Here is a 24,068-nt window from a genome sequence, read left to right as displayed (position 1 = left end):
GCCAAAAAAGCAGCCCTTCTAAATTAATGAAATTTAATTTTATTCATCCCACCATACGTTACCATAGATGCTATCTTCTCCACCAAACTGACGTTGTACAGCCTCTTCATAATTAGCTTCATTATTAAAAACCTCGTTATCTGGATAACTTAAACGGTTTGGAACTGCAGCACCATTTGGCTCAACTAGGTCATTAGGGAAACCTGTTCTTCTCCATTCTGACCATGCTTCATAACCGAACATATATAAATGCACCCAACGCTGGTTGGAAATTTTCTCAATGGCATTATCGGGGTCAAAAGCAATTTCAGGTTGATCAAGAAGATCACCTACACCATCTGAGCTTCCGGTCCATTGTTCAATAGAAGCTTCAATGGCTTCTTCATAAAAGGTGCCGGCATCTCCTTCGGTGGTCCAATTTCGCGATGCAGCTTCGGCTTTTGCAAACAGAACTTGTGCATAAGTAACCAGATATACTGGAGCATCCTGGGCGAAAATTTGAGATCCAAGAAGTGAATAGTCTTCAGTTCCTATGTTCTCTTCTTCACCAAATCTAAGTCCTACATATTCTCCTGTTGCTCTCGCAGGATCTCCATAAACCTCAAGCCGAGGGTCATTAACCGGTTTCATTTCTTCAACAAGATTCTCGGTCAAAGCCCACCATTCACGATTGCTGGCTACAACCTGGCTGTACCAGTAATTTTGATTGTTTGCATCAGCTAAATGCTGGAACACAAGATTATCAGCATTCGAGGTGAAAACTCCTGCATCTAAGGCTGCATTAAATTCATCCCGCGCAGTATCCTCATCCACTTCTGAAAGTCTTAGAGCCATAAAGAGCCGAATGGTATTCCCTAGCTTTTTCCATTTAGACATATCTCCATCATACACGATATCATTGTTTATGCTTCCGGAAACCATCATATCATTAGCTTCTTTTAGTTCACTGAAGAGGTCATTATAGATAAATTCCTGAGTATCGTATTTAGGAGTGAAATTTTCAGATCCCATCAAGGCATCAGAATAAGGTATATCTCCCCACCGGTCGGTTAAATTCCAGTAAAAATACGCTCTAAGAATCTTCGCTACGGCTACCTGGTTCGCAACGGGACCATCTGACCCGCTAAGATCATCTGAATCCAGAACCGTTTGGAGGTTTTCCAGGGGTCCCTGATAATATCCATAGAAACTTGTGCTTTCCTGAGGATATAAGGAGGTTCCCACGTACTGGGTCTCTGCCAGATACTGCGCCATAAATTCTCCTTTAGGAGAGGAAGCAAGCCCAGGCAAATAAAGTTGGGCGTTAGCAATCAATTGAGTCCCGGAAGCCTGGTTAGGCAGGTTCGGATTTATATTGATGTCTTCATCAAAGTCACTGCAACTTCCCAGAATGAAAGTAGACAGAAATAATATTATATATGTTTTTTTCATCGCGATAATTTTTAAAATGTGATGTTTAGATTAATCCCATAAGATCTTACCGTTGCCAGCTGTCCTGATTCATACCAGCTAATTGACTGGCTACCGGTAGATATTTCAGAAGGGTCTATACCATCTGGAGCCTCCTGCCAAATCATTGCAGGATTTCGCGCTATAAGAGCCAAATTAACCGTGTCAAAAGGAAGATTACTCATTAAATTTTCCCCAAAGGTATATCCAAGTCTAAGCTCCCGTAGTTTAATATAGGAAGCATCATACAGCCATTCTTCATAGATTCTTCTCCCCACAACATTTCTGTAATAAGATCTGGCATCTACATAAGCTTCTACGGGCTGGCCGGTTTCGGCAGAAATACCAGTAACTTTTACTCCACCACCTTCTTCAAGTGGATCTCTTACATTCATTCCTCTGTCGTTAGTAGCTACTGTTAAAGGGTCTTGCCCTGTTCTAACCCCTAGCATTTTTGAGCGGCTAAAGAATTGTCCTCCCCCTTGAAAATCGATCATTGCTGCAAGGTTAAAGTTCTTGTAGCGGAAGGTATTCTGGAAACCTCCGGTAAAATCCGGAAGTACCGAACCAAAATTATGGGTGGCATCGGTATACAAAGGCATATTATTTTGATCTAACAGAACTTCCCCGGTAGCATCGTCTCTCTGGTAAGCTTGCCCTATAAGACTTCCAAAAGGTTCCCCTTCATAAGAATTCAGGTAACTCGAAACGCTGGAATAAGTGGTAGACCCATAGGTATAAACATCAATTCCCGGTGCTAATTCAACCACCTCACTTTGGTTTCTGTTAATATTAAAAACAGCATCCCATACAAAATCATCGGTTTTAATGGGTTGTCCAGTTAAAGTTATTTCTATACCCTGGTTCTGGATAAGACCTGCATTAATAGTACTTGAACTATAACCACTTGCTCCTGATACATCAAGATTAATGATCTGATTTTTATTTTTTTGTAAATAATAGGTGAAATCCAAACCTAATTATTGAGAAACCTAAGATCAACCCCTGCTTCATAGGAGTGAGCGAAAGAAGGTTCTATATCAGGGTTGTTCAGATTATCAGGCACATATAAGGTGTTTATATTTCCATAAACGGTACCAACGCCGTAAGCCGGGGTGGTTTGATATGGACTAAGATCTGACCCCGCCTGAGCATAACTGGCTCTTAACTTTCCAAAAGTTAGAAAGTCAGATTCTATGAGTTCACTAAAAATCATACTTCCGGAAATAGATGGATACCAATAAGAATTGTTGTCTTCTGGTAAGGCCGAAGAATTATCGTTTCTAATAGAAGCATCTACAAAATAAGTGTCCAAATAACCTAAATAAATCATCCCAAAGGCACTTCTAATCTGTTTCTCCAGCTTATAGGAAGTAGTCGAAGGCCTGTCAATTGATGCATCAATATTGTAGAAACCTGGCGCAGATAAACCACCAACTGTAGCTTGAGATAAATAGGTGTAATTACGATTATAAATATTCCCTCCAATAGTTCCATTAACAGAGAATTCCTCAAACTTTTTATTATACTGAGCAATCAATTCATAGTTGAATTCCTTATTCTGATACTTTCCTACAGAGTAACCGGGTATACTCTTTCCCCCAAAGGCTGTTCTGCCTTCAATATTTTGAGTATACATATCTGATCTTATTGCTCCGGATATTTCAATTTCCGGTGTGATTTGATATTTCAGCGCGACATCCCCAAAGAACCTGTCCCGGGTATCTTCCGAAGTATTTTCATATGCATCAAAATAGGGGTTGTTCCAGTATAAAGGATTAAAATTGGTTATTTCTCCTGTTGTGGAACTTGGATTGCGCAGGTTCCAGTGAAGAAATGTACCATCGGCATATTTATAGTCCTTTAAACGGTTCATATCAAGATTTCTCTGAAACCACTGGTTAAAGTAAGCGACACCGTACTCAGAACCCTGTCCTGGTCTTCTGGCATCATTCCTTGCATAGTTAATATTAGTTGAAAGCGTGATCTCATCTGAAAGATCCAGAGCAGCACTCAAACCTAAATTATTTCTATTTAAATAGGTATTAGGTTCAACCCCTTCTATACGAGTGTCATTGAGACTTAATCTAAAAGTGGTGTTCTCGTTTCCACCAGAAACGGTTACGCCATTATTCAGGTTATAACCTGTTTCATAATAATCCTCTATATTATCAGGATGTGGAACAAATGGTGTTAACTGACCGTAAGTAGGATCCTGAGGATAAAAACTAAAGACTTGCCTTACGGGCGTACCATCCATTTTTGGCCCCCAACTTTCATCTACACTTATGGCTACATATGGATCACCATTCGGAAGGGTTGAGAAAGACTGACTTGATCCAGCCCCGTACATATTTTGTTTAGGCAAAAAGTTACCCGCTCTTTCAATTGAAAAAGATGAATTTATTTGTACCTGAACATCTTCAACACCCTTTTTACCCTTCTTAGTGGTAATCATAATTACCCCGTATTGTCCGCGTATTCCGTAAAGAGCAGAAGCTGCAGGTCCTTTCAGGACATTTACAGATTCAATATCACTTGGATTAACATCCTGGCCTAAGTTTCCAAAATCTGCTCCGGAACTGCCGGAGAAGTTAGCATTGGAAATTGGAGTTCCATCAACTACCATTAAAGGTTGGTCTCCCCCGCTTATGGAGTTCACACCACGAATTTTTATCTTTTGGGTTCCTCCCATACTGGCTCCTGAGGAACCGGTAACCTGAACACCGGCAACCCTACCGGCAAGGGAACCTAGAACATTCTGTTCATTGGTTAAATTCATATCCTCACCATCTACCTCCTGGGTAGCATATCCTAAGGATTTCTTTTCTCTGGAAATACCGAGAGCGGTAACTACTACCTCTCCTAAACTCTCCAAATCTTCCACCATTTCCACATTAATAGTGGTTTGATTGTTCACAGCTATTTCCCGACGCTCAAAACCAAGCGAGGAAAATACCAAAACAGCATCAGGGGTAACATCAATGGAATATTCCCCGTCCATATCGGTCACAGTTCCCTGATTGGTTCCTTTCACCAGTACATTCACGCCCGGCAGTGGCATACCATCACTGGCAATGGTCACTGTCCCAGAAACGGTACGCTCCTGAGCGAAAATACTGGAAATCTGAAAAATAGCTAATAAAGCTATTAGTGTAAGTTTGTTTCTCATTCCTTGTAGTGTTATATTTTTGCTAATAATCCTTAAATATATATAAATTGCGTCTACTCTGCGGCTTTACCTTACCTAATAAACAAGGTTTTACTAATATTTTAGATAAGCTATATTCGAAAAAACAAAATCTATAAAAAGCTTAACCCAAGTCACAATTCATTAAAACTCCAAAATTCTCAAAAGATGAATATCCACCCTTTAATAATCTTCGGATTAATTATATTCCTTGGCTCCTGCTCGGTTTCAAAGAGAACGACAAAAAATATCGATAATAGCTTCAGGGAAGCACCTGCTTTTAAACAAGGTTTTGCGGGATTTATGGTTTATGATCCGGAAGAGAAAAAAATACTATATAACCACAACGGAAGGAAATATTTTACTCCGGCATCAAACACAAAATTATTCAGTCTTTATACGGGATTAAAAATCCTGGGGGATTCTGTCCCTGCCCTTAAATATACCATCAAAAACGACAGTCTTTTCTTTACCGGTACAGGAGACCCTTCGCTTTTAAACCCTAATCTTCCGGATTCACAGGTCATTCCGTTTTTAAATGAACGAAATGAAACCCTGGTGATGGTTCCTCCGGTTTACACCGAAAAACACCAGGGTCCGGGCTGGGCATGGGATGACTTCAATTCCTATTATTCTGCGGAAAGAACTCCTTTTCCTATTTATGGCAACCTGGTGGAGTTCACTTTTAAATCAAGTGAGGAAAAACCAGAGATCAGTCCGACGATATTCTCAGATTCAATTGTTATCTCAGAGACTAAAAGATCAAGGGTAAGAAGAGAAATTCGCAGCAATACGTTTTTAATTCAGAATTCAAAAAGAGAAATCAATTTCAGCCAGAATGTGCCCTTCCATTATTCAACAGAAATGGCGGCTGCTCTTTTAAGTGATACGCTTAAAAAGCCCGTTTTCATAAAGAAATCATCTGAAATGAAGTTTACAGAAAAGCTTTATAGTATTCCTGTAGATAGTATGTATAAAAGGATGATGGAAACGAGCGATAATTTCATCGCCGAACAAATTCTGTTGATGGCAGCTCAACAGATAAGTGACACGCTAAAAAGCGATATCGCCATCAAACATATGAAAGAAACTTTTCTAAAAAACCTTACTGACGAGCCTTATTGGGTAGATGGTTCGGGCTTATCGCGATACAATCTATTTACCCCGCGCACTATGATAAGCTTACTCCTTAAAATAAAAGAAGAAGTGCCGGAGGATAGATTGCTTTCCTTACTGGCCACAGGCGGCCAATCCGGTACTCTAAGAAATTTCTATAAAGCTGAAGAACCTTACATTTTTGCCAAAACCGGCACCTTGCGCCACAACCATAGCCTTAGTGGCTACCTGCTTACCAAAAAAGGCAAATTGCTGGTCTTTAGTTTTATGAACAGCAATTATACCGTACCTACTTCTGAACTTAAGGATGCTATGGAACAGATACTTCTACAGATTAGGGACAATTACTAAAAAATAAAAGGGAAGTAAATAAAAATAGCTAATTTCGGTTTATAGAAATTTTAAGGAATGAAACCGGCTTGCTGCCGGACCCGAAAATGGCAGCATACAGGAACATGATTATAATTCTGTGCCTAATTCCCAAATTGGGATATAAATTATAAAAAATGAAAAGAAGAACCTTTGTACAAAATATAGGGCTGGGAAGCCTGGCTTTCCCTCTGAGTTCTTTTTCAGATAAAATTGAATTCTCCGGAAGAAAAACCTCTGAATTATTAATCCCAAAAGCTTTGGAGACCGGGCAAACCATTGGAATTGTTAGCCCCGCCAGCGCAATTTTTGAGACTGAACCTTTTGAGATTGCCAAAGAATCTTTTGAAGCACTGGGACTCAATGTGAAATTCGGAAGTCACCTGAAAAACCGTTATGGCCATCTGGCCGGAAGCGACGAAGAACGCGCCGAAGAGCTCAATGAAATGTTTCGGGACCCTGAAGTAAATGCAATAATCGCCCTTAGAGGCGGTTCGGGAGCAGCCAGAATTCTTGACAAACTGGACTATGAAGCTATTGCCACAAATCCAAAGATCTTTATAGGGTACAGCGATATCACGGCCCTTCATCTTGCGATTTTTCAAAAAACCGGATTGGTAACATACCACGGACCGGTAGCAGTATCTGTTTGGAATTCCTTTAGCAGCGATCACCTTAGAAAATTGCTTTTTGAAAAAGAGGCTGTTCTTTATGAAAACCCGGAAGACAAAGGAGATCAACTTACCCAAACCAAGAACAGGATCAGGACGATTACTCCGGGACAGGCAACAGGGCAATTACTCGGCGGAAATCTCTCGGTAATGACAGGAATTATGGGATCGGAATATTTTCCTGAAAACTGGGAAGGAAAGATCCTTTATCTGGAAGACGTGGGCGAGCAGATTTATGCCGTAGACAGAATGATGTCTCAACTCTATTTAGGAGGTGTGCTCGATAAAATTAGCGGATTTATCTTCGGAAAATGCAGCAGTTGTAAGCCCGGGGGAAGTGGTTATGGTTCCCTCACCCTTGAAGAAGTCATAGACCACTATATTAAACCCCTTGGCATTCCTGCATTTTCCGGAGCTATGATTGGTCATATAGACGATAACGTTACCATACCAAATGGAATCACGGCCAGAATGGATGCCGAAAAAGGAACATTTGAGTTGATTACTCCGGGCGTTGAATAGTTAACTGCAAAACAATTTTTATACATTTATAAAAAACTTCAGCTTGGAAAAATCAGAAGATTTTATTCAACATATTCAGGAGGGTTACCAACCTAAGGGTGATTTTATTCACCTGGGAGCGGCGATGTTTGAGGGAAAAACCTATGCCGATGCCGCTGTAAAGATTCCGCTTAAGACGATGAACCGGCATGGCTTGATCGCTGGGGCCACAGGAACAGGAAAGTCTAAAACCCTGCAAATCCTGGCTGAAAATCTTTCAAAAAAAGGTGTTCCAGTCTTATTAATGGACGTTAAGGGCGACCTGAGTGGGATCGCCGAAAAATCTGCAGGCGGCGAATTTCTTGATGAAAGACATCAAAAATTAGGCTTCCCTTTTGAAGCCAGCAGCTCTCCCGTTGAGTTTTTAACCATTTCTGAACAAGATGGAGTAAGATTAAGGGCTACGGTAAGTGAATTCGGCCCGGTATTACTTTCCAGGATTCTGGACGTCACCTCTACACAGGCGGGTATTCTCGCGATAATTTTTAAATATTGTGATGATCACCATCTCCCGCTATTAGATTTAAAAGACCTGAAAAAAATTATCCAGTATGCTACAGATGGTGGGAGAGAAGAATTTGAAAAAGAATATGGGCGCATTTCCAGTGCATCTACCGGAGCTATCCTAAGAAAAATAGTAGCCCTGGAACAACAAGGAGCTGAGCGATTCTTTGGAGAACGCTCATTTGATGTTCATGACCTTTGTAGAAAGGACAGCAATGGCCACGGTTACGTAAATGTAATGCGACTTACCGACATTCAGGATAAGCCTGCTTTATTTTCAACCTTTATGTTGAGTCTGCTGGCAGAAATTTACACCACCTTTCCTGAAGAAGGAGATAGCGACAAACCCAAACTCGTGCTTTTTATAGATGAGGCCCATCTAATTTTCAAAAATGCTTCAGATGCCCTTTTAGATCAAATTGAAAGCATCGTAAAACTTATCCGATCCAAAGGGGTTGGTCTTTATTTTGTAACCCAGAATCCCACCGATGTACCTTCAGAAGTATTAGGACAGCTGGGCTTGAAAATTCAGCATGCGCTCAGGGCTTTCACTGCCAAAGACCGAAAAGCGATAAAATTAACGGCCGAAAATTATCCACTTTCAGATTATTATGATACCAAAACAGAATTAACCTCGTTAGGAATTGGGGAGGCTTTGGTTTCGGCCCTTGATGAAAAGGGAAGACCTTCTCCCCTGGCTGCAATCATGCTTAGAGCACCTATGAGCAGAATGGATGTGCTGAGCCAATCAGAATTAGAAGAAAAAATATTTTCTTCCTCTTTAAGAAAAAAGTACAATGAAGAGATAGACCGGGAAAGTGCTTACGAACTTCTGAATAAAAAAATAGACGAAGCCGAGGCAGATAAAGCAAAGGAAAAAGCAAAAGAAGAAGAATTAAAACGCCAAAAGGAAGCCGCGGGAAGTCATCGGGGCACACGCAGTAAAAATAAAACCGAAGGAGCCATAATCAAAGTGTTAACCAGTGCAACCTTTATTAGGGGTGCTTTAGGTATTCTCAATAAACTCTTAAAATAAAAATCAATAAACCCATATGAAAAGTAAGTTCCTATTAATTTTAGTTATAGCGATTAGTTTTATTTCCTGTCAAAAAGATGAAGACAATCCTTTCCTGATTACTGCTACGCAAGTGGGACCGATTAAGAAAGAACTCAGAATAAACAAACTGGACTCTGTTTTCCCTAATGATTCCATTGTAACCCAAACCAGCGGAGAACGGCAATTGCGTTCCACCGATGAGATCAAGATTTTTGAAAAGGGAGGAAAACCACTTCTTGTTTTGGAACCCCTCCAGGAATTTGATTCAATAAGCACTATTGGATATATACGGATACTGGACCCCCAGTATGAAACCAAAGCGGGCATTAATACCGAAAGCACTTTTAAAGATATTGTAGAAAATTACAACATCTCAAGAATAGAAAACACGCTTAATGCAGCGGTAGTATTCCTGGACGAGATAAATGCCTATATCACTATAGACAAAAAGGAACTTCCTTCAAATTTGCGCTATGACACCGATTCCAGGATTCAGACCTCTCAAATACCGGACGATGCAAAAATTAAATACTTTATGATCCATTGGGATTGAAATAGTTTATTCCTTCAACCAATTCAAGAAACCTATAATGGAGATAAAAAAATGGAAAACCCACTAATTGTCAATCTTTAAGAAATGTTAATCATACTCCCTGTGTAAAATCTTTGAGTAACTTTATACTCTAACCAAAACACTATGTTATGATTAAAATCTTAGGAATCATTATGACTGTTGGCGGTGCAATCGCACTGGTTATGGGAATTCTGGGGGTATTTGGAAGTTTTGCTTTAATGCTGAATCCCTGGGCCTTAACAATAATTGGATTCATATTCTTTTTGGCAGGGATTTCCCTGATTAAAAGACGAAAAGATACCGAAGATATTGAAGCGGAAAAACGTTAAACTTCAAATCCTGAAAAACAAAAAAGGTGCCCATTTAGGCACCTTTTTTATGAGCAGTAATTAAAAAGATTAGTCCACATTATCGTGAAGAAAAGAGTTATTTCTTCTGAAATGCAGTTGGTCATTTTCATCCTTACCAAGGCTGGTACGGGATAACTTTTCTTCACCCGGCCTGTTTTCATCAAGGTCCACACCTTGTCTTTTATAAGCGGGTTGTTTCTCGAATTCATCGACCTGCGCTGCATTGCTTCTGAATTTATAATTAAACTCCTTCATTTTAGCTCTTCTCTCGGCTGCGCGTTCAATTAAAACTTCAGAAATTGGATTATTGAAGGGATCTTCATTATCTTTTTTCTCTGTTTCCGGCTTAGGAGCCACAGTTTTCTTTTCAAAAGCGATGGTCTCATCTTTTGGTTCCTCCTTTTTGGAAACCTTAGAACCCTCGAGAGAACGCTCCAGTTCCATATAGTCATCAAGGCTGTATCGCTTAACCCCACGCGCTGAACTTTCGGTCACAGGAACGATTTCCACTGGCTCATTAACCTCTATCTCTCTGGAGCTTTCGAAGAGGTCATGTTTTTTAGCTGAAGGACTTTCGGTAGAAGTTTCTTTTTTGGACTCCTTTTCCTGCTGGTTATTCAGCGGAAAATCGAAAGTGAACATTATCTGTTCCTCACTATCAGATTTTTCCTCTTCAGCTTCATTTGCACCCAGGTTATTTACTTCATCTGAAGTTTCGTTGATGATAAAATCGTCGGGGTTCACCTCATCATAGCTCACCTCCAGATTCCTGGCTGACTGCGGAGTTTTCAGCAGTTCATCTTCCTTTGTCTTTATATTACCAACCTCGTCTACATCTTCCAGGCTGTCATCCAGAGTATGCACAATCTTTGGATTTGGAGCCTGTTCTTCATTTTTAGGCGTATTTACCGAAGAAAGACCACCTGTTCTTTTAGGATTAAGATCCTGCTCGGCTCTTTGGTCGTCCTCCAGAGTATGAATTATTTTTTTAGCTTCAGTATTAACGATCTCATTTTGTTGTTCTACATTAAACCCCGTAGCGATAATAGTTACCGAAATGGCTTCATCTAAGGCTTCGTCTTCTCCCACACCCATAATAATATTGGCGCTATGCCCGGCCTCGGCCTGGATGTGATCGTTAATTTCACCAATTTCATCAATAGTAATCTCTTCAGATCCCGAAACGATTAGCAGTAGTACGTTTTGGGCACCTGTAATTTTGTTATCGTTTAACAACGGAGAGTCTAGGGCTTTGCTTATCGCGTCCTGTGCCCTGTTGGCACCTGTAGCCTGCGCCGATCCCATAATCGCGGTTCCACTGTTACTCAGTACTGTTTTGGCATCTCTAAGGTCAATGTTTTGAGTATAGTGATGTGTAATTACTTCGGCTATTCCTCTGGAAGCAGTAGCAAGAACTTCATCGGCCTTAGAGAAACCAGCTTTAAACCCAAGGTTTCCATAGACCTCTCTAAGTTTATTATTATTGATTACAATTAGGGAATCTACATGGCTGCGGAGTCTTTCCACTCCAAGCTGCGCCTGTTCGTTCCTCATTTTCCCTTCAAACTGAAAAGGAATGGTTACGATACCCACGGTTAGGATATCCATCTCTTTGGCCTGTTTTGCGATCACAGGGGCCGCACCTGTACCGGTACCACCACCCATCCCGGCGGTAATAAATACCATCTTGGTATTGGTATCAAGCATTTGCTTGATCTCCTCAAAACTCTCTACGGCTGCCTGCTGACCAATTTCTGGATTTGCTCCCGCTCCAAGACCTTCAGTAAGGCTTACACCCAACTGGATCTTGTTAGGAACCGGACTGTTTTCCAGGGCCTGGGAATCGGTGTTGCAGATAACGAAATCTACTCCTTTTATTCCCAGCTGGAACATGTGATTTATGGCGTTGCTTCCGCCGCCGCCTACACCAATAACTTTTATGACGTTCGATTGATTCTTTGGTAAATCGAATGCTATGTTTCCGAATTCTGTACTGCTCATAAATTCTGTTTTACTGGTTCTCTCTTTTTACTCTGCGTTATCTAAAAAATCTTTAAACTTCTCTGCCCACTTGTCAAAAATACTCTTGCGGGTATGTTTTCCCGGGGCATGTGGATCGGGTTTCAGGTCTTCTTTATTTTCAATATCGTCATCAAAGCTTTCCTTAAGCTCTTCTTCTCGTTGTTCCTTGCTTTTAAGCACGGCTTCCTCCTGAAACTTTTTGGCACCGTGCTCCAAACTATTCATCACTAATCCAACCGCTGTGGCATATACAGGACTTGTGGTTTCAGAATCATTTGTTCCGGCAAGATGCTCGTTAGGATAACCTATTCTGGTATCCATTCCGGTAATATACTCGGCGAGTTGCTTTATATGCTTAAGTTGCGCTCCTCCACCGGTAAGCACCATCCCGGCAATTAATTTTTTCTTTTGTTCTTCGTGCCCATAGTTCTTTATCTCCAGGTATACCTGCTCTATGATCTCTACAACCCTTGCGTGAATAATCTTGGAAAGGTTTTTTAGGGTAATCTCTTTGGGCTCCCTTCCACGTAAACCAGGAATGGAAACTATTTCATTATCCTTATTTTCCCCCGGCCAGGCCGAGCCGAATTTTATCTTCAGCAGTTCCGCCTGCTTTTCTATGATCGAACAACCTTCTTTGATATCTTCTGTGATTACATTTCCACCAAAAGGTATTACCGCAGTATGGCGAATGATTCCATCTTTAAAAATGGCAAGATCGGTAGTTCCTCCTCCTATGTCGATTAGGGCCACTCCGGCCTCCTTTTCTTCCTGGCTCAATACGGCATTCGCCGAAGCCAAAGGCTCCAGGGTCACTGCCGAAAGCTCAAGACCTGCACTTTTCACGCAACGACCAATATTCCTGATGGAAGAAACCTGACCAACGACAACGTGAAAATTAGCTTCCAACCTACCGCCATACATTCCAATTGGTTCTTTGATTTCTGCCTGCCCATCAACTTTGTATTCCTGAGGCAAAACGTGTATGATCTCTTCTCCCGGAAGCATCACAAGTTTATGTACCTGGTTGCAAAGGGTATGGATATCATCGGCATCAATAACCTCATCAGGATTTGGGCGGGTTATGTAATCGCTGTGTTGCAGGCTACGGATATGTTGCCCGGCTATACCTACCACTACATCTTTGATCTTAAGTCCCGAATCAGCTTCAGCTTCCTGAATAGCCTGTTGAATAGACTGAATGGTTTGCGTGATGTTATTAACCACTCCGCGATGAACGCCAAGGCTCTTGGATTTACCAATCCCCACGATCTCCACTTTGCCGTATTCATTTTTACGACCTATCATAGCCACGATCTTCGTGGTCCCTATATCCAATCCTACTGCAATGTCGCTTTGTTCCATAATTTACTTTTTCGTGCAAACAACCTGATTCCCAAACTGTAAGTTCACTTTTTTATAGGCATCCAGTTTATCGTCTTTAAGCGCTTTTTTATAAAAAACCTTAAAATTGTTGAACTTCAAAGGAATTTCTTCAACCTTTCCGAAATACACACTAAAATCAAGTTTGCGCATTTCCAGCTCAAATTTTCCACCGTTCAACCTCCTTATACCTGTAATATGCTGAGTTAAAAATTTATCGTTCTTTATGTAATTCACCAACGGATATACTTCAGAAACATTGTCGTCATCAAAGCCAAAAAGCAGTGGCACTCTCGCTGAATAATAAGGTGAAAGAGGCATTACCTTCCCGTTTTTGTCCAGATAAAATGAAGAGTTTCCCACTACACGCCCGATTGGTTTCCGCTGACTGATATCGGCTTTGAGTTTGCCGTCAAGATTCAGGTAAACTTCTGCGTTTTCAATCATATCGTGGTTTTTCAGTAGGATTTCTACCCTATTCAAATCTAAAGTTTCTTTATCTATGCTCGTAAGCTCAAGATTATTTTGTATTAACAACTTATTAACCGCTTCCTCAGTGACATAGAGGTTTTCATCTTCCAAAAATTCAATATTTACCTCACTTATTTTTCGGGATTTGTGACGGTATTCGGCAAAACCATAAAGAAAGGCCACCAACCCCAGCAAAAACATAGCTTTTATGTAGCCCATCTTACCTTTCATTTAGAAGAATCCTTTTTAAAGGTTCGACTTCTTCTCCAATATCTCCGGCGCCCATCATTACGATCACACTAGCATCACTTTTCTTCACTTCTTCTGAAAGCTGCTCCTTGGTAATTAACCGCTTTAAATTCATTTTAATCTGGTCAAATAACCACACTGAATCAATCCCTTCAATTGGTTCTTCCCGGGCAGGATAAATATCCAGTAATAACAATTCATCAAATTTGGCCAGACTTTTAGCGAAATCATCACCAAAATCACGGGTTCTGCTGAATAAATGCGGCTGAAATATCGCCAACACCTTTTTCCCAGGATGCATTTCTCTTACCGCCTGATGCACCGCTTCAATTTCTGCGGGGTGATGGGCATAATCATCGATAAGGACCAACTCATCGGTTTTTATTTTATAGGTAAATCTACGCCTCACACCTTTGAAGCTAAATAAAGCCCTGGCGAGTTCTTCATCGGTTGGGGAGCCGTACTGAATAGCCATCGCCAGGGCTGTTATAGCATTGAGCAAATTGTGCTTGCCGGGTAGATTAAATCTTAAATCCTTAATTATTCCTTTTGGAGTTCTTAAATTGAAATGGTAAGTGCCATTTTCAATTTCTATATCTGTTGCAGTATAATCGGCATCATCTTCAATGCCAAGAGTTATTCCTTCTATTGGAAGACCATTCTTCACAAAAAGCGTTCCTGATTCGGGAACAAGCGCTGCAAAATCCCTGAAAGTTTTATCCAGTTCTTCTTTATCATGGTAAATATCCAGGTGATCGGCATCCATAGAGGTGATTGCCGCAATATTGGGGGCAAGCTGCATAAAGGAGCGGTCAAATTCATCGGCTTCCACCACGATTACTTCATCTCCCTTAAGAATAAGGTTACTTTGAATATCCTCGCTTATTCCTCCCAGGAATCCCGTAACCGGTGCTCCTGTTTCTTTCAGTAAATGACCAAGAATTGCAGTGGTTGTGGTTTTCCCGTGAGTTCCGGCCACGGCAAGGGTATTCTTACCTTTCGAAATAAGGCCAAGAACTTCGGCCCGTTTTTTCAACGGAAATTCCCTGCTAATAAAATATAACCACTGCTTATGTTCCTTCGAAATCGCCGGAGTATAAACCACTAGTGTACCCTCCAGATGAGTGAAATCCTCAGGAATACTCGCTACAGCCTCATCATAAACCACCTGTATACCTTCGCTTTCCAAAGTTCTGGTAAGCGGCGTGGAAGTTTTATCGTAACCGGCTACATTTTTTCCCTGGAATTTAAAATAGCGCGCAAGCGCACTCATCCCTATTCCGCCAATGCCGATAAAATAAATGTTCTTTATGTGGTTTAATTCGATCAAAATTATTCTCTAATTAATTTTTCTACTTCATCTACTATTGCAGAGGTTGCATTGGGCAAAGCCAATTCTTTAATATTTCGGCTTAATTCTTTTTGTTTTTCTTCTGAATTGAGCAAACCAAAAAACTCGGTTTCAAACTTGTCTTCCAGCTCATTTTCAGTAAGCATCAACGCGGCATTTTTTTCAGCGACAGAACGCGCATTTTTCGCCTGATGATCTTCTGCAACATTGGGCGAAGGAATAAATAGTACCGGTTTTCCAACAATGCATAATTCTGAAACGCTTATTGCACCGGCCCGCGAAATGATCACATCAGCTGCAGCATAGGCCAGATCCATCCTGTTCAGGAATTCGTGGGTTTGCACGAATTTCCCGTTGTATTTTTTGTATTCACTGAAATACAATTTTCCTGTCTGCCAGATCAACTGAATTTCCTTTTTCTCAAATTCTTCAGCGAATTTCTCTATCAATTGATTGATCCTTCTCGCACCGAGACTTCCGCCAAGCACTAACACAGTTTTCTTTGCAGCGTCAAGTTTAAAAAATTCCAGGGCTTCCGCTCTTTTTGAACTTACTTCCAGTAAATCCTGCCTAACCGGGTTGCCTGTTATTACGGTCTTATCCACAGGAAAAAATCGTTTAACCTCTTCATAGGCTGCACATATTCTATTCACTGCTTTTGAAAGCAGCCGGTTGGTAATTCCGGGATATGAATTCTGTTCCTGGATGAGGGTTGGAATATTTTGAGAGCTTGCCACTTTTAATAAAGGTCCACTGGCAAAGCCGCCGGTCCCAATCACCACAACTGGATTAAAAGCTTTTATTATTTTTCTTGACCTTTTCAAACTGCTTAGTAGTTTAAAAGGAAAAGCAAGATTTTTCAGACTCAGTTTCCGCTGAATTCCGCTTATCCACAAACCTTCGATCTCATACCCGGCTTGGGGCACTTTTTCCATCTCCATTCTGTCCTTCGCACCCACAAAGAGGAATTTGGCTTCAGGGTGGCGCATTTTTATCTCGTGAGCGATAGCTATCGCCGGATAAATATGGCCTCCTGTGCCCCCTCCAGATAATATGACTCGTAGGTCTTTTTTCATCTTATATCGCTTCGCTTAAAATATCAAGCGGATTTTCTTCTTCGTTTAATCGCTCTTCAGCTTCTTTAATTTCTTCCCGTTTGGCGCTAACACTAAGGATAATTCCCAGTGCCATACAGGTCATCCAAATCGAGGTTCCCCCGCTACTGATTAATGGAAGGGTTTGCCCTGTCACCGGAAACAATTCAACAGCCACTGCCATATTGATGAGTGCCTGAAAAATTATCGGTAAACCCACCCCCATGACAACCAGTTTCCCGAACATGGTATTGGCCTTGGTCGCAACAATTATTATTCGGAACAACAGCATCAGATAAGCACTCATAACTCCAAATGCTCCTATCAATCCCATCTCTTCAACTATTATCGCATAAATAAAATCGGAAGAAGACTGGGGTAAAAAGTTTCGCTGTACGCTTTTGCCAATTCCTGTTCCTGTTACTCCTCCGCGCGCAATAGCAATCTTGGCTTTCTCTATTTGATAATCCGCTTCGGTATCTTCATCATTAGAAAAGTTCTCGATCCTGCTTGCCCAGGTATCAACTCTGTTGGGTAAAAGTCCGGGGAAAGCTTTGGCTGTGAGAATGAATATAGTGAGCAAAAGGAATCCGGCTGCGACTATAATTCCAAGATATTTTGCAGGATACCCTCCTAAGAACATCAATACCAGAACCATACAAAATATGATAGCTGTGGTGGAAAAGTTGGCCGGCAAAATTAGCATTAATACCGCACCTACAGGCAACCAAAGTGGTAAAATAGACTCTTTAAAACTTAAAGTTTTATGCGTCATTTTAGAGAGGTACCTGGCCACATAAACCATTAAAACCACTGATGCCAGAGTAGACGACTGAAATGAAACGCCTAAGACAGGAATCTGTATCCAGCGGCTTGCGTTAGCTCCGTCTATGATGGTTCCCTGAAAAGCTGTGTATAATAACAGCACGATGACTACAGGTAAAAATAAAATAGAGAGCCCCCGGAAATAGTGATAGGGTATTTTATGAATGGCAAAAAGCAATGAAAAACCAAGCACCAAATGGAAAAAGTGAACAACCACATACTTAAATGTGCTTCCATCTCCATAAAGGTATGCAAGGTTACTACTGGCGCTGTATACCGGCAAAAATGAAAATAATGCCAACAAGCCGGCGGTTGCCCAGATAACCTTGTCTCCTTTAAGATTTGAAAAAAAGTTGCTCATTTTATTGATACTCTTCTAGTTCTAATTTTATAAATTTCTTACCGCGTCTTTAAATTGTCTGCCACGATCCTCATAATTTTCAAAAAGATCGAAACTGGCGCAGGCCGGAGATAATAGAACTGAATCTCCTTTTTCTGAGAGCCTGTATGCCATTGTAACTGCTTCAGACATAGATTGGGTTTCCACAATAGTTTCAACACAATTCCCGAATGTATTTAGCAGCTTTGTATTATCTACCCCAAGGCAGATTATCGCTTTCACTTTTTCATTCACCAGAGGCAAAAGATCGTCGTAAACATTTCCTTTATCTACCCCGCCAACGATCCAAACCGTTTCAGACTCCATACTCTCCAATGCATAGAATGTGGCGTTCACATTAGTTGCCTTTGAATCGTTTATATACTGAACATTATTGATCTTCAAAACCTTTTCCAAGCGGTGTTCAACCCCCTGAAAATTCTCCATACTCTCACGTATGGTTTCTTTTCTAATTCGTAATAATTGTGCTACCGTAGCAGCAGCCATAGCGTTTTTGGTATTGTGCTTACCTTGCAGACCTAATGTTGTTGTTGGCATATTAAATTGATCGTTATTAATGTTTATTACAATATTTTCGTTTTCTATTTCGGCACCATTTTCTATTTTCTTCTCCAGTGAAAATGGAAGCTTTTGTGCTTTAATCTTGTTGTTCTTCAACCATTCTTCAATGATCTCATCATCGGCATCGAAAATGAAAAAATCATTTTCGGTTTGATTTTCGGTGATCCTGAATTTTGATGCTACATAATTCTCCAGCTTATAATCATATCTATCCAGATGATCTGGGGTTATATTAGTCAACACAGCTATCTCAGGCCTGAAATTCTCAATTCCGTCCAGCTGAAAACTACTTAGCTCCAGTACAAACCAGTCGGGCTTGGTTTCAGCGACCTGTTTTGCAAAGCTGTCTCCCACATTCCCAGCCATTCCTACTGAAATTTTACCGGCTTTCAGAATATGGTGAATGAATTTCGTGGTGGTAGTCTTACCATTACTTCCTGTTACTCCAATTATTTTTGCTGAAGTAAAAGCGGTAGCAAATTCTATTTCAGAAATAACCGGAATCCCAAGTTCCTTTAGTTTTAATACTAAGGGAACAGTATCGGGAATCCCCGGACTTTTCATCACCACATCTGCATCGAGAATCTTAGCTTCAGTATGCCGTAATTCCTCCCATTCAACCTCAATATTTAAAAGAACTTCTTTGTACTTATCCTTAATCTTTCCCTGGTCTGAAACAAAGACTTTAAAGCCTTTTTTATTCCCCAGAATAGCCGTTCCGGCCCCACTTTCTCCACCACCCAGGATCACTAGTTTTTGCGAGCCTGATTCGCTGATATTTCTCCAGTCCTTCTTCATTATCGCACCTTAAGTGTGATGATGGTCACAATTGCCAGAAAGATTCCGACGATCCAGAACCTCACCACGATCTTGCTCTCGTGATATCCCCTTTTCTGATAATGATGATGCAAAGGAGACATCAAAAAAATTCTTCTTCCTTCTCCGTATTTTCGTTTCGTGAACTTAAACCAGGCAACCTGTAAAACCACCGAAAGATTTTCCATCAGAAAAATTCCGCATAGAATCGGAATCAGTAATTCCTTACGGGTGGCAATAGCCAGTACCGCGATTATTCCACCTATAGTAAGACTTCCGGTGTCTCCCATAAAAACCTGCGCGGGATAGGTATTGTACCATAAAAAGCCAACCAAAGATCCTGCAAAGGCAGTGATGTAAATCGTCATCTCTCCAGACCGGGGGATGTACATAATGTTCAAATAATCTGAAAAAATGATGTTACCGGATACCCAGGCAAAAATCCCAAGTGTTAATACAATTATGGCTGAAGAGCCCGCAGCAAGGCCATCAATCCCGTCGGTTAAATTGGCGCCATTGGAAACGGCAGTAACAATAAAGATCACGATAGGAATAAAAATGAGCCAGGCGTAATTTTTAAGCACAGGATTTATCCAGGTAATAAGGCTGGAGTAATCGAATTCATTATTTTTTACAAATGGAATTGTAGTGGTCGTGGTTTTTTCTTCAGGCCCCATCACGATCTCATCGGTATCAACCAACATTTCCTGCTGTTGAGTTGCAGGCCTGTTGGTCTCTTCTTTAACAGTAATCGCCGGATGAAAATACATCGTGGCTCCCACTATGAGCCCGAGGCCAACCTGTCCAATGACTTTAAATTTCCCAGACAGACCTTCCTTATCCTTTTTAAAGGTTTTAATATAATCGTCTATAAAGCCAATTGCTCCCATCCAAAGGGTGGTGACAATGAGTAAAAGAACATAAATGTTATCCAGCCTGGCGAAGAGCAATACCGGAATTAAGGTGGCGATTATTATAATAAGTCCACCCATAGTAGGTGTTCCGGTTTTTTCATTCTGGCCTTCCAGACCAAGATCTCTTACACTTTCACCAATTTGTTTTGTTCTTAAGTAATTGATAATTCTTTTACCATAAATAGTAGAAATTGCAAGCGCAAGGATAATCGCCATCGCCGACCTAAAGGAGATATACTGGAACAGGCGCGCGCCCGGCACCTGGTACTCTGCATCTAAATATTCAAATAGGTAGTATAACATATCCTTGTTTGGCACCTGCATGGGCAGGTTCGATTCTTATTTTTCTAATTGCTTTAAAAATTCTGCTACTATTTTGAGATCATCAAAATCAAATCTTTCCCCATTGATCTCCTGATAGGTTTCATGACCTTTCCCGGCAATCAGGATAATATCGTTTTTGGCAGCCATCTGACAGGCGGTTTTTATCGCCTGTTTTCTATTGGTTACCGCATTGGTTTTTTTGAAATTCTGAGGCTCCACTCCGGCTTCAATCTCTTCAATAATTTTATCAGGGTCCTCAGTTCTTGGGTTATCGCTGGTAAAGATTACATCGGTGCTTAGCGCCGATGCGATATGCCCCATCTTGGGTCTCTTGGTCTTATCTCTATCTCCCCCACAGCCAAGAACCGTGATCAGTTTTTCATTCCTGGTCCTGATGCTGTTTATAGTCTCCAACACATTCTTAAGCGCATCAGGAGTATGTGCATAATCTACAATTGCGGTAATCTTTTCTTTATCTGAGATCAAATATTGAAATCTTCCACTCACCGAATCCAGTTCGCTGATAATTTTCAGGGTCTCAAGAGTCTCCAGTCCAAGCAATTCAGCGGTAGCATAGATTGCCAGTACATTGTATGCATTGAAATTCCCTATAAGTTTTGTCCAGAGTTCCTGGCCATTTACCTTCAGCAATAAACCTGTGAGCTGATTTTCCAGAATCTGCGCTTTATAGTCGGCGTAAGATTTTAGAGCATAAGTGTATTTTACCGCTTTGGTATTTTGAAGCATCACCAAGCCGTTCTTATCATCGACATTGGTAAGTGCAAAAGCCGAAGCCGGCAACTCATCGAAGAATCTTTTCTTCACATCACGGTATTCAGCAAAATCCTTGTGATAATCAAGGTGATCATGAGACAGGTTAGTGAAAATTCCACCTTTGAATTCCAGAGCGCTTGTTCGGTGTTGGGCAATGCCGTGAGAGCTGACTTCCATAAAACAGAATTCCACACCTTCATCATTCATCTGATGGAGGTAGGAATTTATGGTAAGGGAATCGGGGGTTGTTCTTACAGCATCAAAACTCTTATCCCCAACCATTACTTTTACGGTTGAAAGCAACCCAACTTTAAAACCTGCCTTGGTAAAAAGCTGATACAACAAAGTAGCGATAGTGGTTTTTCCATTGGTACCGGTAACTCCTACAAGTTTTAATTTTTCAGAAGGATTATCATAGAAATTCGCTGCCATATAAGCCAGCGCTCTTTGAGAGTCGTTCACCTGAACATAAGTAACCCCATTGACGATATCTTTAGGTAGTTCTTCACAAATTACTGCCAGTGCTCCCTTGTTTACAGCCTGTTCTATAAATTTATGGCCATCGGAAAGTGTCCCCCGAATGGCTACAAAAACATCATTTAATTCCACCTTACGGGAATCAAACTGAATATTGTTAACTGCAACCGAAGTATTCCCGGTTACGGCCTCCATAGAAACTCTGTACAATATGTCTTTTAAAATATTCAACTTAAATGCAGATTTACCTGTTGGTTATTTTTTATTTTCTGCCCGGCCGATACCGACTGTGCTTTCACTTTTCCTTTTCCATGGAATTTCACTTCTAAACCAAGATTTTCTAAAAGGGATATGGCATCCATTGCCGGCATTCCAATCACATCGGGCATAATTATTTTCTCGTTCTGGATCTTGGTATAGTATTTTTCAAAATCATCTTCTATAACTTCATTTTCTACTTCTATAGATTCCAGTTCATCTTCTATTGGGGTATCGGTATAGATCTTTTGAGCGATACGTTTAAAAACCGGCCCACTAACATCGGCTCCATAATAACCCACTCTGTTATCGGGTTTATGAATTACCACTATACTGGTATATTTGGGGTTTTCTGCAGGGAAGTACCCCACAAAGGAGGAAATATAGCGTCTGTTGGAAGCCCAGTCATCCATCCAGTATTCAGTCTGGGCGGTTCCGGTTTTCCCGGCCATAGAGAAATTTGGGGAATACAGACTTTTGGCTGTCCCGCGTTCAACAACATTTTTAAGCATCTCCTGCACTTTGGAAAGTGTTTCCGGAGAACAAATTGCTGGGTCGATCACTTCTTTTTCAAATTTCTGAATGGTTTTATCCCATTCTTTTACCTCTTTTATAAATCGGGGTTTCACCATCTCTCCATTGTTGGCGATGGCGTTATAAAAGGTAAGTGTTTGCAGAGGCGTCATCTGGATACTTCCATAGCCGTAGGCCATCCACGGCAACGAAAGCCCCGACCATTTCTTATCTCCCGGTTGCGGAATATCCGGTACTCCTTCTCCTTTTATATCCAAACCAAGCGGCTCATTCAGGTGCATCGAATTAAGCTTATCGATGAATTTCTGAGGCTGGTCTTTATAGTTGTCATAAATAATTTTTACGGTTCCAACATTGGAGGAAACTTCAAAAGCTCTTGCAACGCTAATATCTCCATACCCACCATGTTTCGAATCCCGAACCATCCTTCCGCGGATCGGAAGCCGACCATTTCCGGTTGCCACGATATCACCGGTATCAACTACTTTATGGTCCAGGGCAGCAACCATAGCCATTAATTTGAAGGTAGATCCGGGCTCGTGTAATTCACCAACGGCATAATTAAGTTTTTCATAATAGGTGCCCTTAGAGGTTCTCCCTAAATTGGAGATGGCTTTGATCTCTCCTGTTTTGGTTTCCATTACCACCACACTGCCATGATCGGCTTTATACTTTTCGAGTTGCTTCAAAAGAGCATGATGAGCAATATCCTGAATATTGACATCTATGGTTGAAATAACATCGTAACCATCTTTTGGCTCCACCTCATTATTATCGCTAATAGGCTTCCACTGGCCTTTGGCTATTTTCTGTTTCAGTCGGCGGCCATCGGTTCCTCTTAAAAAAGAACTGTACGCTCCCTCAAGTCCAACCCGGGTGAAATAACCCTGGTCATCCTGGCGTTCATACCCAACGGTTCGCTCTCCCATTTTCCCCAATGGATGCTCTCGCACAGTGCGTTGCTCCACGATCATTCCCCCTTTATACGTTCCCAGATTGAACATAGGGAACTGCTTCAGTTTAAGAAATTCTGAATAACCAAGACCTCTTGTTATTAAAAGGTAACGTTGCTTGTTAGCTCTGGCCGTGCGAAGTTTCTGCGCGTAATAGGAAGCTGAATTGCCAAGCATTGCAGCCAATTCTTTGGATAGCGGACCTATATTCTCCTGAAAATTCTTATCGGAAACAGTTACTGCATCAAATCTTATATCGTATTTGGGAATGGAAGTAGCAAGTAAACTTCCGTTAGAATCATATAAGTTACCGCGATTGGAAGGTATTTTGAAGTTTCGGTAAGTGCGCTCTTCAGCTAATTGTTTATAATATTCGCCATCTACAAACTGAATATCCAGAAGCTTGACGCTTACGCCAACCGCAAACAAAAACATACAGGCTGCCACGAAGTACAACCTGTTTAATATGCCTTTTTCGGTTATTGCCATTTTATTCCGGGATATTTACTCTTATTTTAAAGGGTGGTGTTTCTGATGGTCCAACACCCCTATCACTCATTTTCCTGGTGATTGTAGACTCCATTTTTATTTTCATCAAGGCAGAACGCCGGTCTACAAATTCACTTCTCAATTCTCTCACTTCATTATGCAGCTGAGCTATTTCATGAACTTTCCTCTCGGCACTGTGAGAACTAGCGATCATAATAATGGCCAACAACGTGCAGTACACAATAAACCTCCAATTATTAACCGCATCGCGGCTAATGAGAAAATTTGCTCTAAGAAGATTGTAAAAACCCTTTTTCATCACTTTCTAAGAG

The 24,068-nt window shown here is 41.0% G+C and carries 19 protein-coding genes; 5 read left to right on the top strand and 14 right to left on the bottom strand.

Annotation, left to right across the window (positions count from 1 at the left end; translation table 11 throughout):
• Window positions 1–39 precede the first annotated feature (39 nt).
• The 3 genes from BM266_RS01615 to BM266_RS01610 are packed head-to-tail and all read right to left on the bottom strand — an operon-like array spanning window position 40 to window position 4,621.
• Window positions 40–1,431, bottom strand: coding sequence for a SusD/RagB family nutrient-binding outer membrane lipoprotein (locus tag BM266_RS01615; RefSeq protein WP_093405018.1), 1,392 nt, complete (start codon window positions 1,429–1,431; stop codon window positions 40–42).
• Between the two features lie 11 nt (window positions 1,432–1,442).
• Window positions 1,443–2,423, bottom strand: coding sequence for a SusC/RagA family TonB-linked outer membrane protein (locus BM266_RS17295; RefSeq protein WP_245760359.1), 981 nt, complete (start codon window positions 2,421–2,423; stop codon window positions 1,443–1,445).
• A 2-nt stretch (window positions 2,424–2,425) separates the two neighbouring features.
• Window positions 2,426–4,621 (bottom strand): SusC/RagA family TonB-linked outer membrane protein, encoded by a 2,196-nt coding sequence (locus BM266_RS01610; protein ID WP_245760358.1) that lies wholly within the window; start codon window positions 4,619–4,621, stop codon window positions 2,426–2,428.
• A 186-nt stretch (window positions 4,622–4,807) separates the two neighbouring features.
• Here BM266_RS01610 and dacB point away from each other — a divergent pair, with 186 nt between their 5' ends.
• From dacB to BM266_RS01585, 5 genes are all read left to right on the top strand, one after another.
• On the top strand, window positions 4,808–6,106 hold the full coding sequence (gene dacB, locus BM266_RS01605) for a D-alanyl-D-alanine carboxypeptidase/D-alanyl-D-alanine endopeptidase (protein ID WP_093405015.1): 1,299 nt from the start codon (window positions 4,808–4,810) through the stop codon (window positions 6,104–6,106).
• Window positions 6,107–6,261: 155 nt separating this feature from the next.
• Window positions 6,262–7,317, top strand: coding sequence for a S66 peptidase family protein (locus tag BM266_RS01600; RefSeq protein WP_093405013.1), 1,056 nt, complete (start codon window positions 6,262–6,264; stop codon window positions 7,315–7,317).
• A 43-nt stretch (window positions 7,318–7,360) separates the two neighbouring features.
• Window positions 7,361–8,896, top strand: coding sequence for a helicase HerA-like domain-containing protein (locus BM266_RS01595; RefSeq protein WP_093405011.1), 1,536 nt, complete (start codon window positions 7,361–7,363; stop codon window positions 8,894–8,896).
• Between the two features lie 16 nt (window positions 8,897–8,912).
• Complete coding sequence (locus BM266_RS01590) at window positions 8,913–9,470, top strand: hypothetical protein (RefSeq protein WP_093405008.1); 558 nt, start codon at window positions 8,913–8,915, stop codon at window positions 9,468–9,470.
• 149 nt (window positions 9,471–9,619) lie between these two features.
• A complete protein-coding gene (locus tag BM266_RS01585; RefSeq protein ID WP_093405005.1) occupies window positions 9,620–9,820 on the top strand; it encodes a hypothetical protein in 201 nt (66 codons plus the stop codon).
• Window positions 9,821–9,889: 69 nt separating this feature from the next.
• Here BM266_RS01585 and ftsZ read toward each other — a convergent pair whose 3' ends face one another.
• The 11 genes from ftsZ to BM266_RS01530 are packed head-to-tail and all read right to left on the bottom strand — an operon-like array spanning window position 9,890 to window position 24,055.
• Window positions 9,890–11,842, bottom strand: coding sequence for a cell division protein FtsZ (gene ftsZ, locus BM266_RS01580; protein ID WP_093405002.1), 1,953 nt, complete (start codon window positions 11,840–11,842; stop codon window positions 9,890–9,892).
• A 27-nt stretch (window positions 11,843–11,869) separates the two neighbouring features.
• The gene (ftsA, locus tag BM266_RS01575; RefSeq protein ID WP_093405001.1) at window positions 11,870–13,228 is read right to left on the bottom strand and encodes a cell division protein FtsA; all 1,359 of its coding nucleotides are present in this window, start codon (window positions 13,226–13,228) and stop codon (window positions 11,870–11,872) included.
• A 3-nt stretch (window positions 13,229–13,231) separates the two neighbouring features.
• Window positions 13,232–13,936 (bottom strand): cell division protein FtsQ/DivIB, encoded by a 705-nt coding sequence (locus BM266_RS01570; RefSeq protein WP_245760357.1) that lies wholly within the window; start codon window positions 13,934–13,936, stop codon window positions 13,232–13,234.
• Between the two features lies 1 nt (window position 13,937).
• Entirely contained in the window at window positions 13,938–15,296 is a 1,359-nt protein-coding gene (murC, locus tag BM266_RS01565; RefSeq protein ID WP_093404995.1) for a UDP-N-acetylmuramate--L-alanine ligase, read from the bottom strand.
• A gap of 2 nt (window positions 15,297–15,298) precedes the next feature.
• A complete protein-coding gene (murG, locus tag BM266_RS01560; protein ID WP_093404992.1) occupies window positions 15,299–16,393 on the bottom strand; it encodes an undecaprenyldiphospho-muramoylpentapeptide beta-N-acetylglucosaminyltransferase in 1,095 nt (364 codons plus the stop codon).
• 1 nt (window position 16,394) lies between these two features.
• A complete protein-coding gene (locus tag BM266_RS01555) occupies window positions 16,395–17,597 on the bottom strand; it encodes an FtsW/RodA/SpoVE family cell cycle protein (protein WP_093404990.1) in 1,203 nt (400 codons plus the stop codon).
• A gap of 27 nt (window positions 17,598–17,624) precedes the next feature.
• A complete protein-coding gene (gene murD / locus BM266_RS01550; protein ID WP_093404987.1) occupies window positions 17,625–18,995 on the bottom strand; it encodes a UDP-N-acetylmuramoyl-L-alanine--D-glutamate ligase in 1,371 nt (456 codons plus the stop codon).
• Window positions 18,995–20,230 (bottom strand): phospho-N-acetylmuramoyl-pentapeptide-transferase, encoded by a 1,236-nt coding sequence (mraY, locus tag BM266_RS01545; RefSeq protein WP_093405314.1) that lies wholly within the window; start codon window positions 20,228–20,230, stop codon window positions 18,995–18,997. Before mraY ends, murD begins: the two co-directional genes overlap by 1 nt.
• Window positions 20,231–20,266: 36 nt before the next feature.
• Window positions 20,267–21,733 carry a UDP-N-acetylmuramoyl-L-alanyl-D-glutamate--2,6-diaminopimelate ligase gene (locus tag BM266_RS01540; RefSeq protein ID WP_093404984.1) on the bottom strand — a complete coding sequence of 489 codons (1,467 nt, stop codon included), beginning with the start codon at window positions 21,731–21,733 and terminating at the stop codon, window positions 20,267–20,269.
• Entirely contained in the window at window positions 21,730–23,736 is a 2,007-nt protein-coding gene (locus BM266_RS01535) for a penicillin-binding protein (RefSeq protein ID WP_093404981.1), read from the bottom strand. The genes BM266_RS01540 and BM266_RS01535 overlap by 4 nt, the downstream gene beginning before the upstream one ends.
• 1 nt (window position 23,737) lies before the next feature.
• Complete coding sequence (locus tag BM266_RS01530) at window positions 23,738–24,055, bottom strand: FtsL-like putative cell division protein (RefSeq protein WP_093404978.1); 318 nt, start codon at window positions 24,053–24,055, stop codon at window positions 23,738–23,740.
• Window positions 24,056–24,068 lie beyond the last annotated feature (13 nt).

Origin of the sequence: Salegentibacter flavus (genome assembly GCF_900115145.1) — a bacterium.
GTDB lineage: Bacteria > Bacteroidota > Bacteroidia > Flavobacteriales > Flavobacteriaceae > Salegentibacter > Salegentibacter flavus.
Note: the sequence above shows the minus strand (reverse complement) of the source record. Positions and strands in the feature narration are given on the sequence as shown.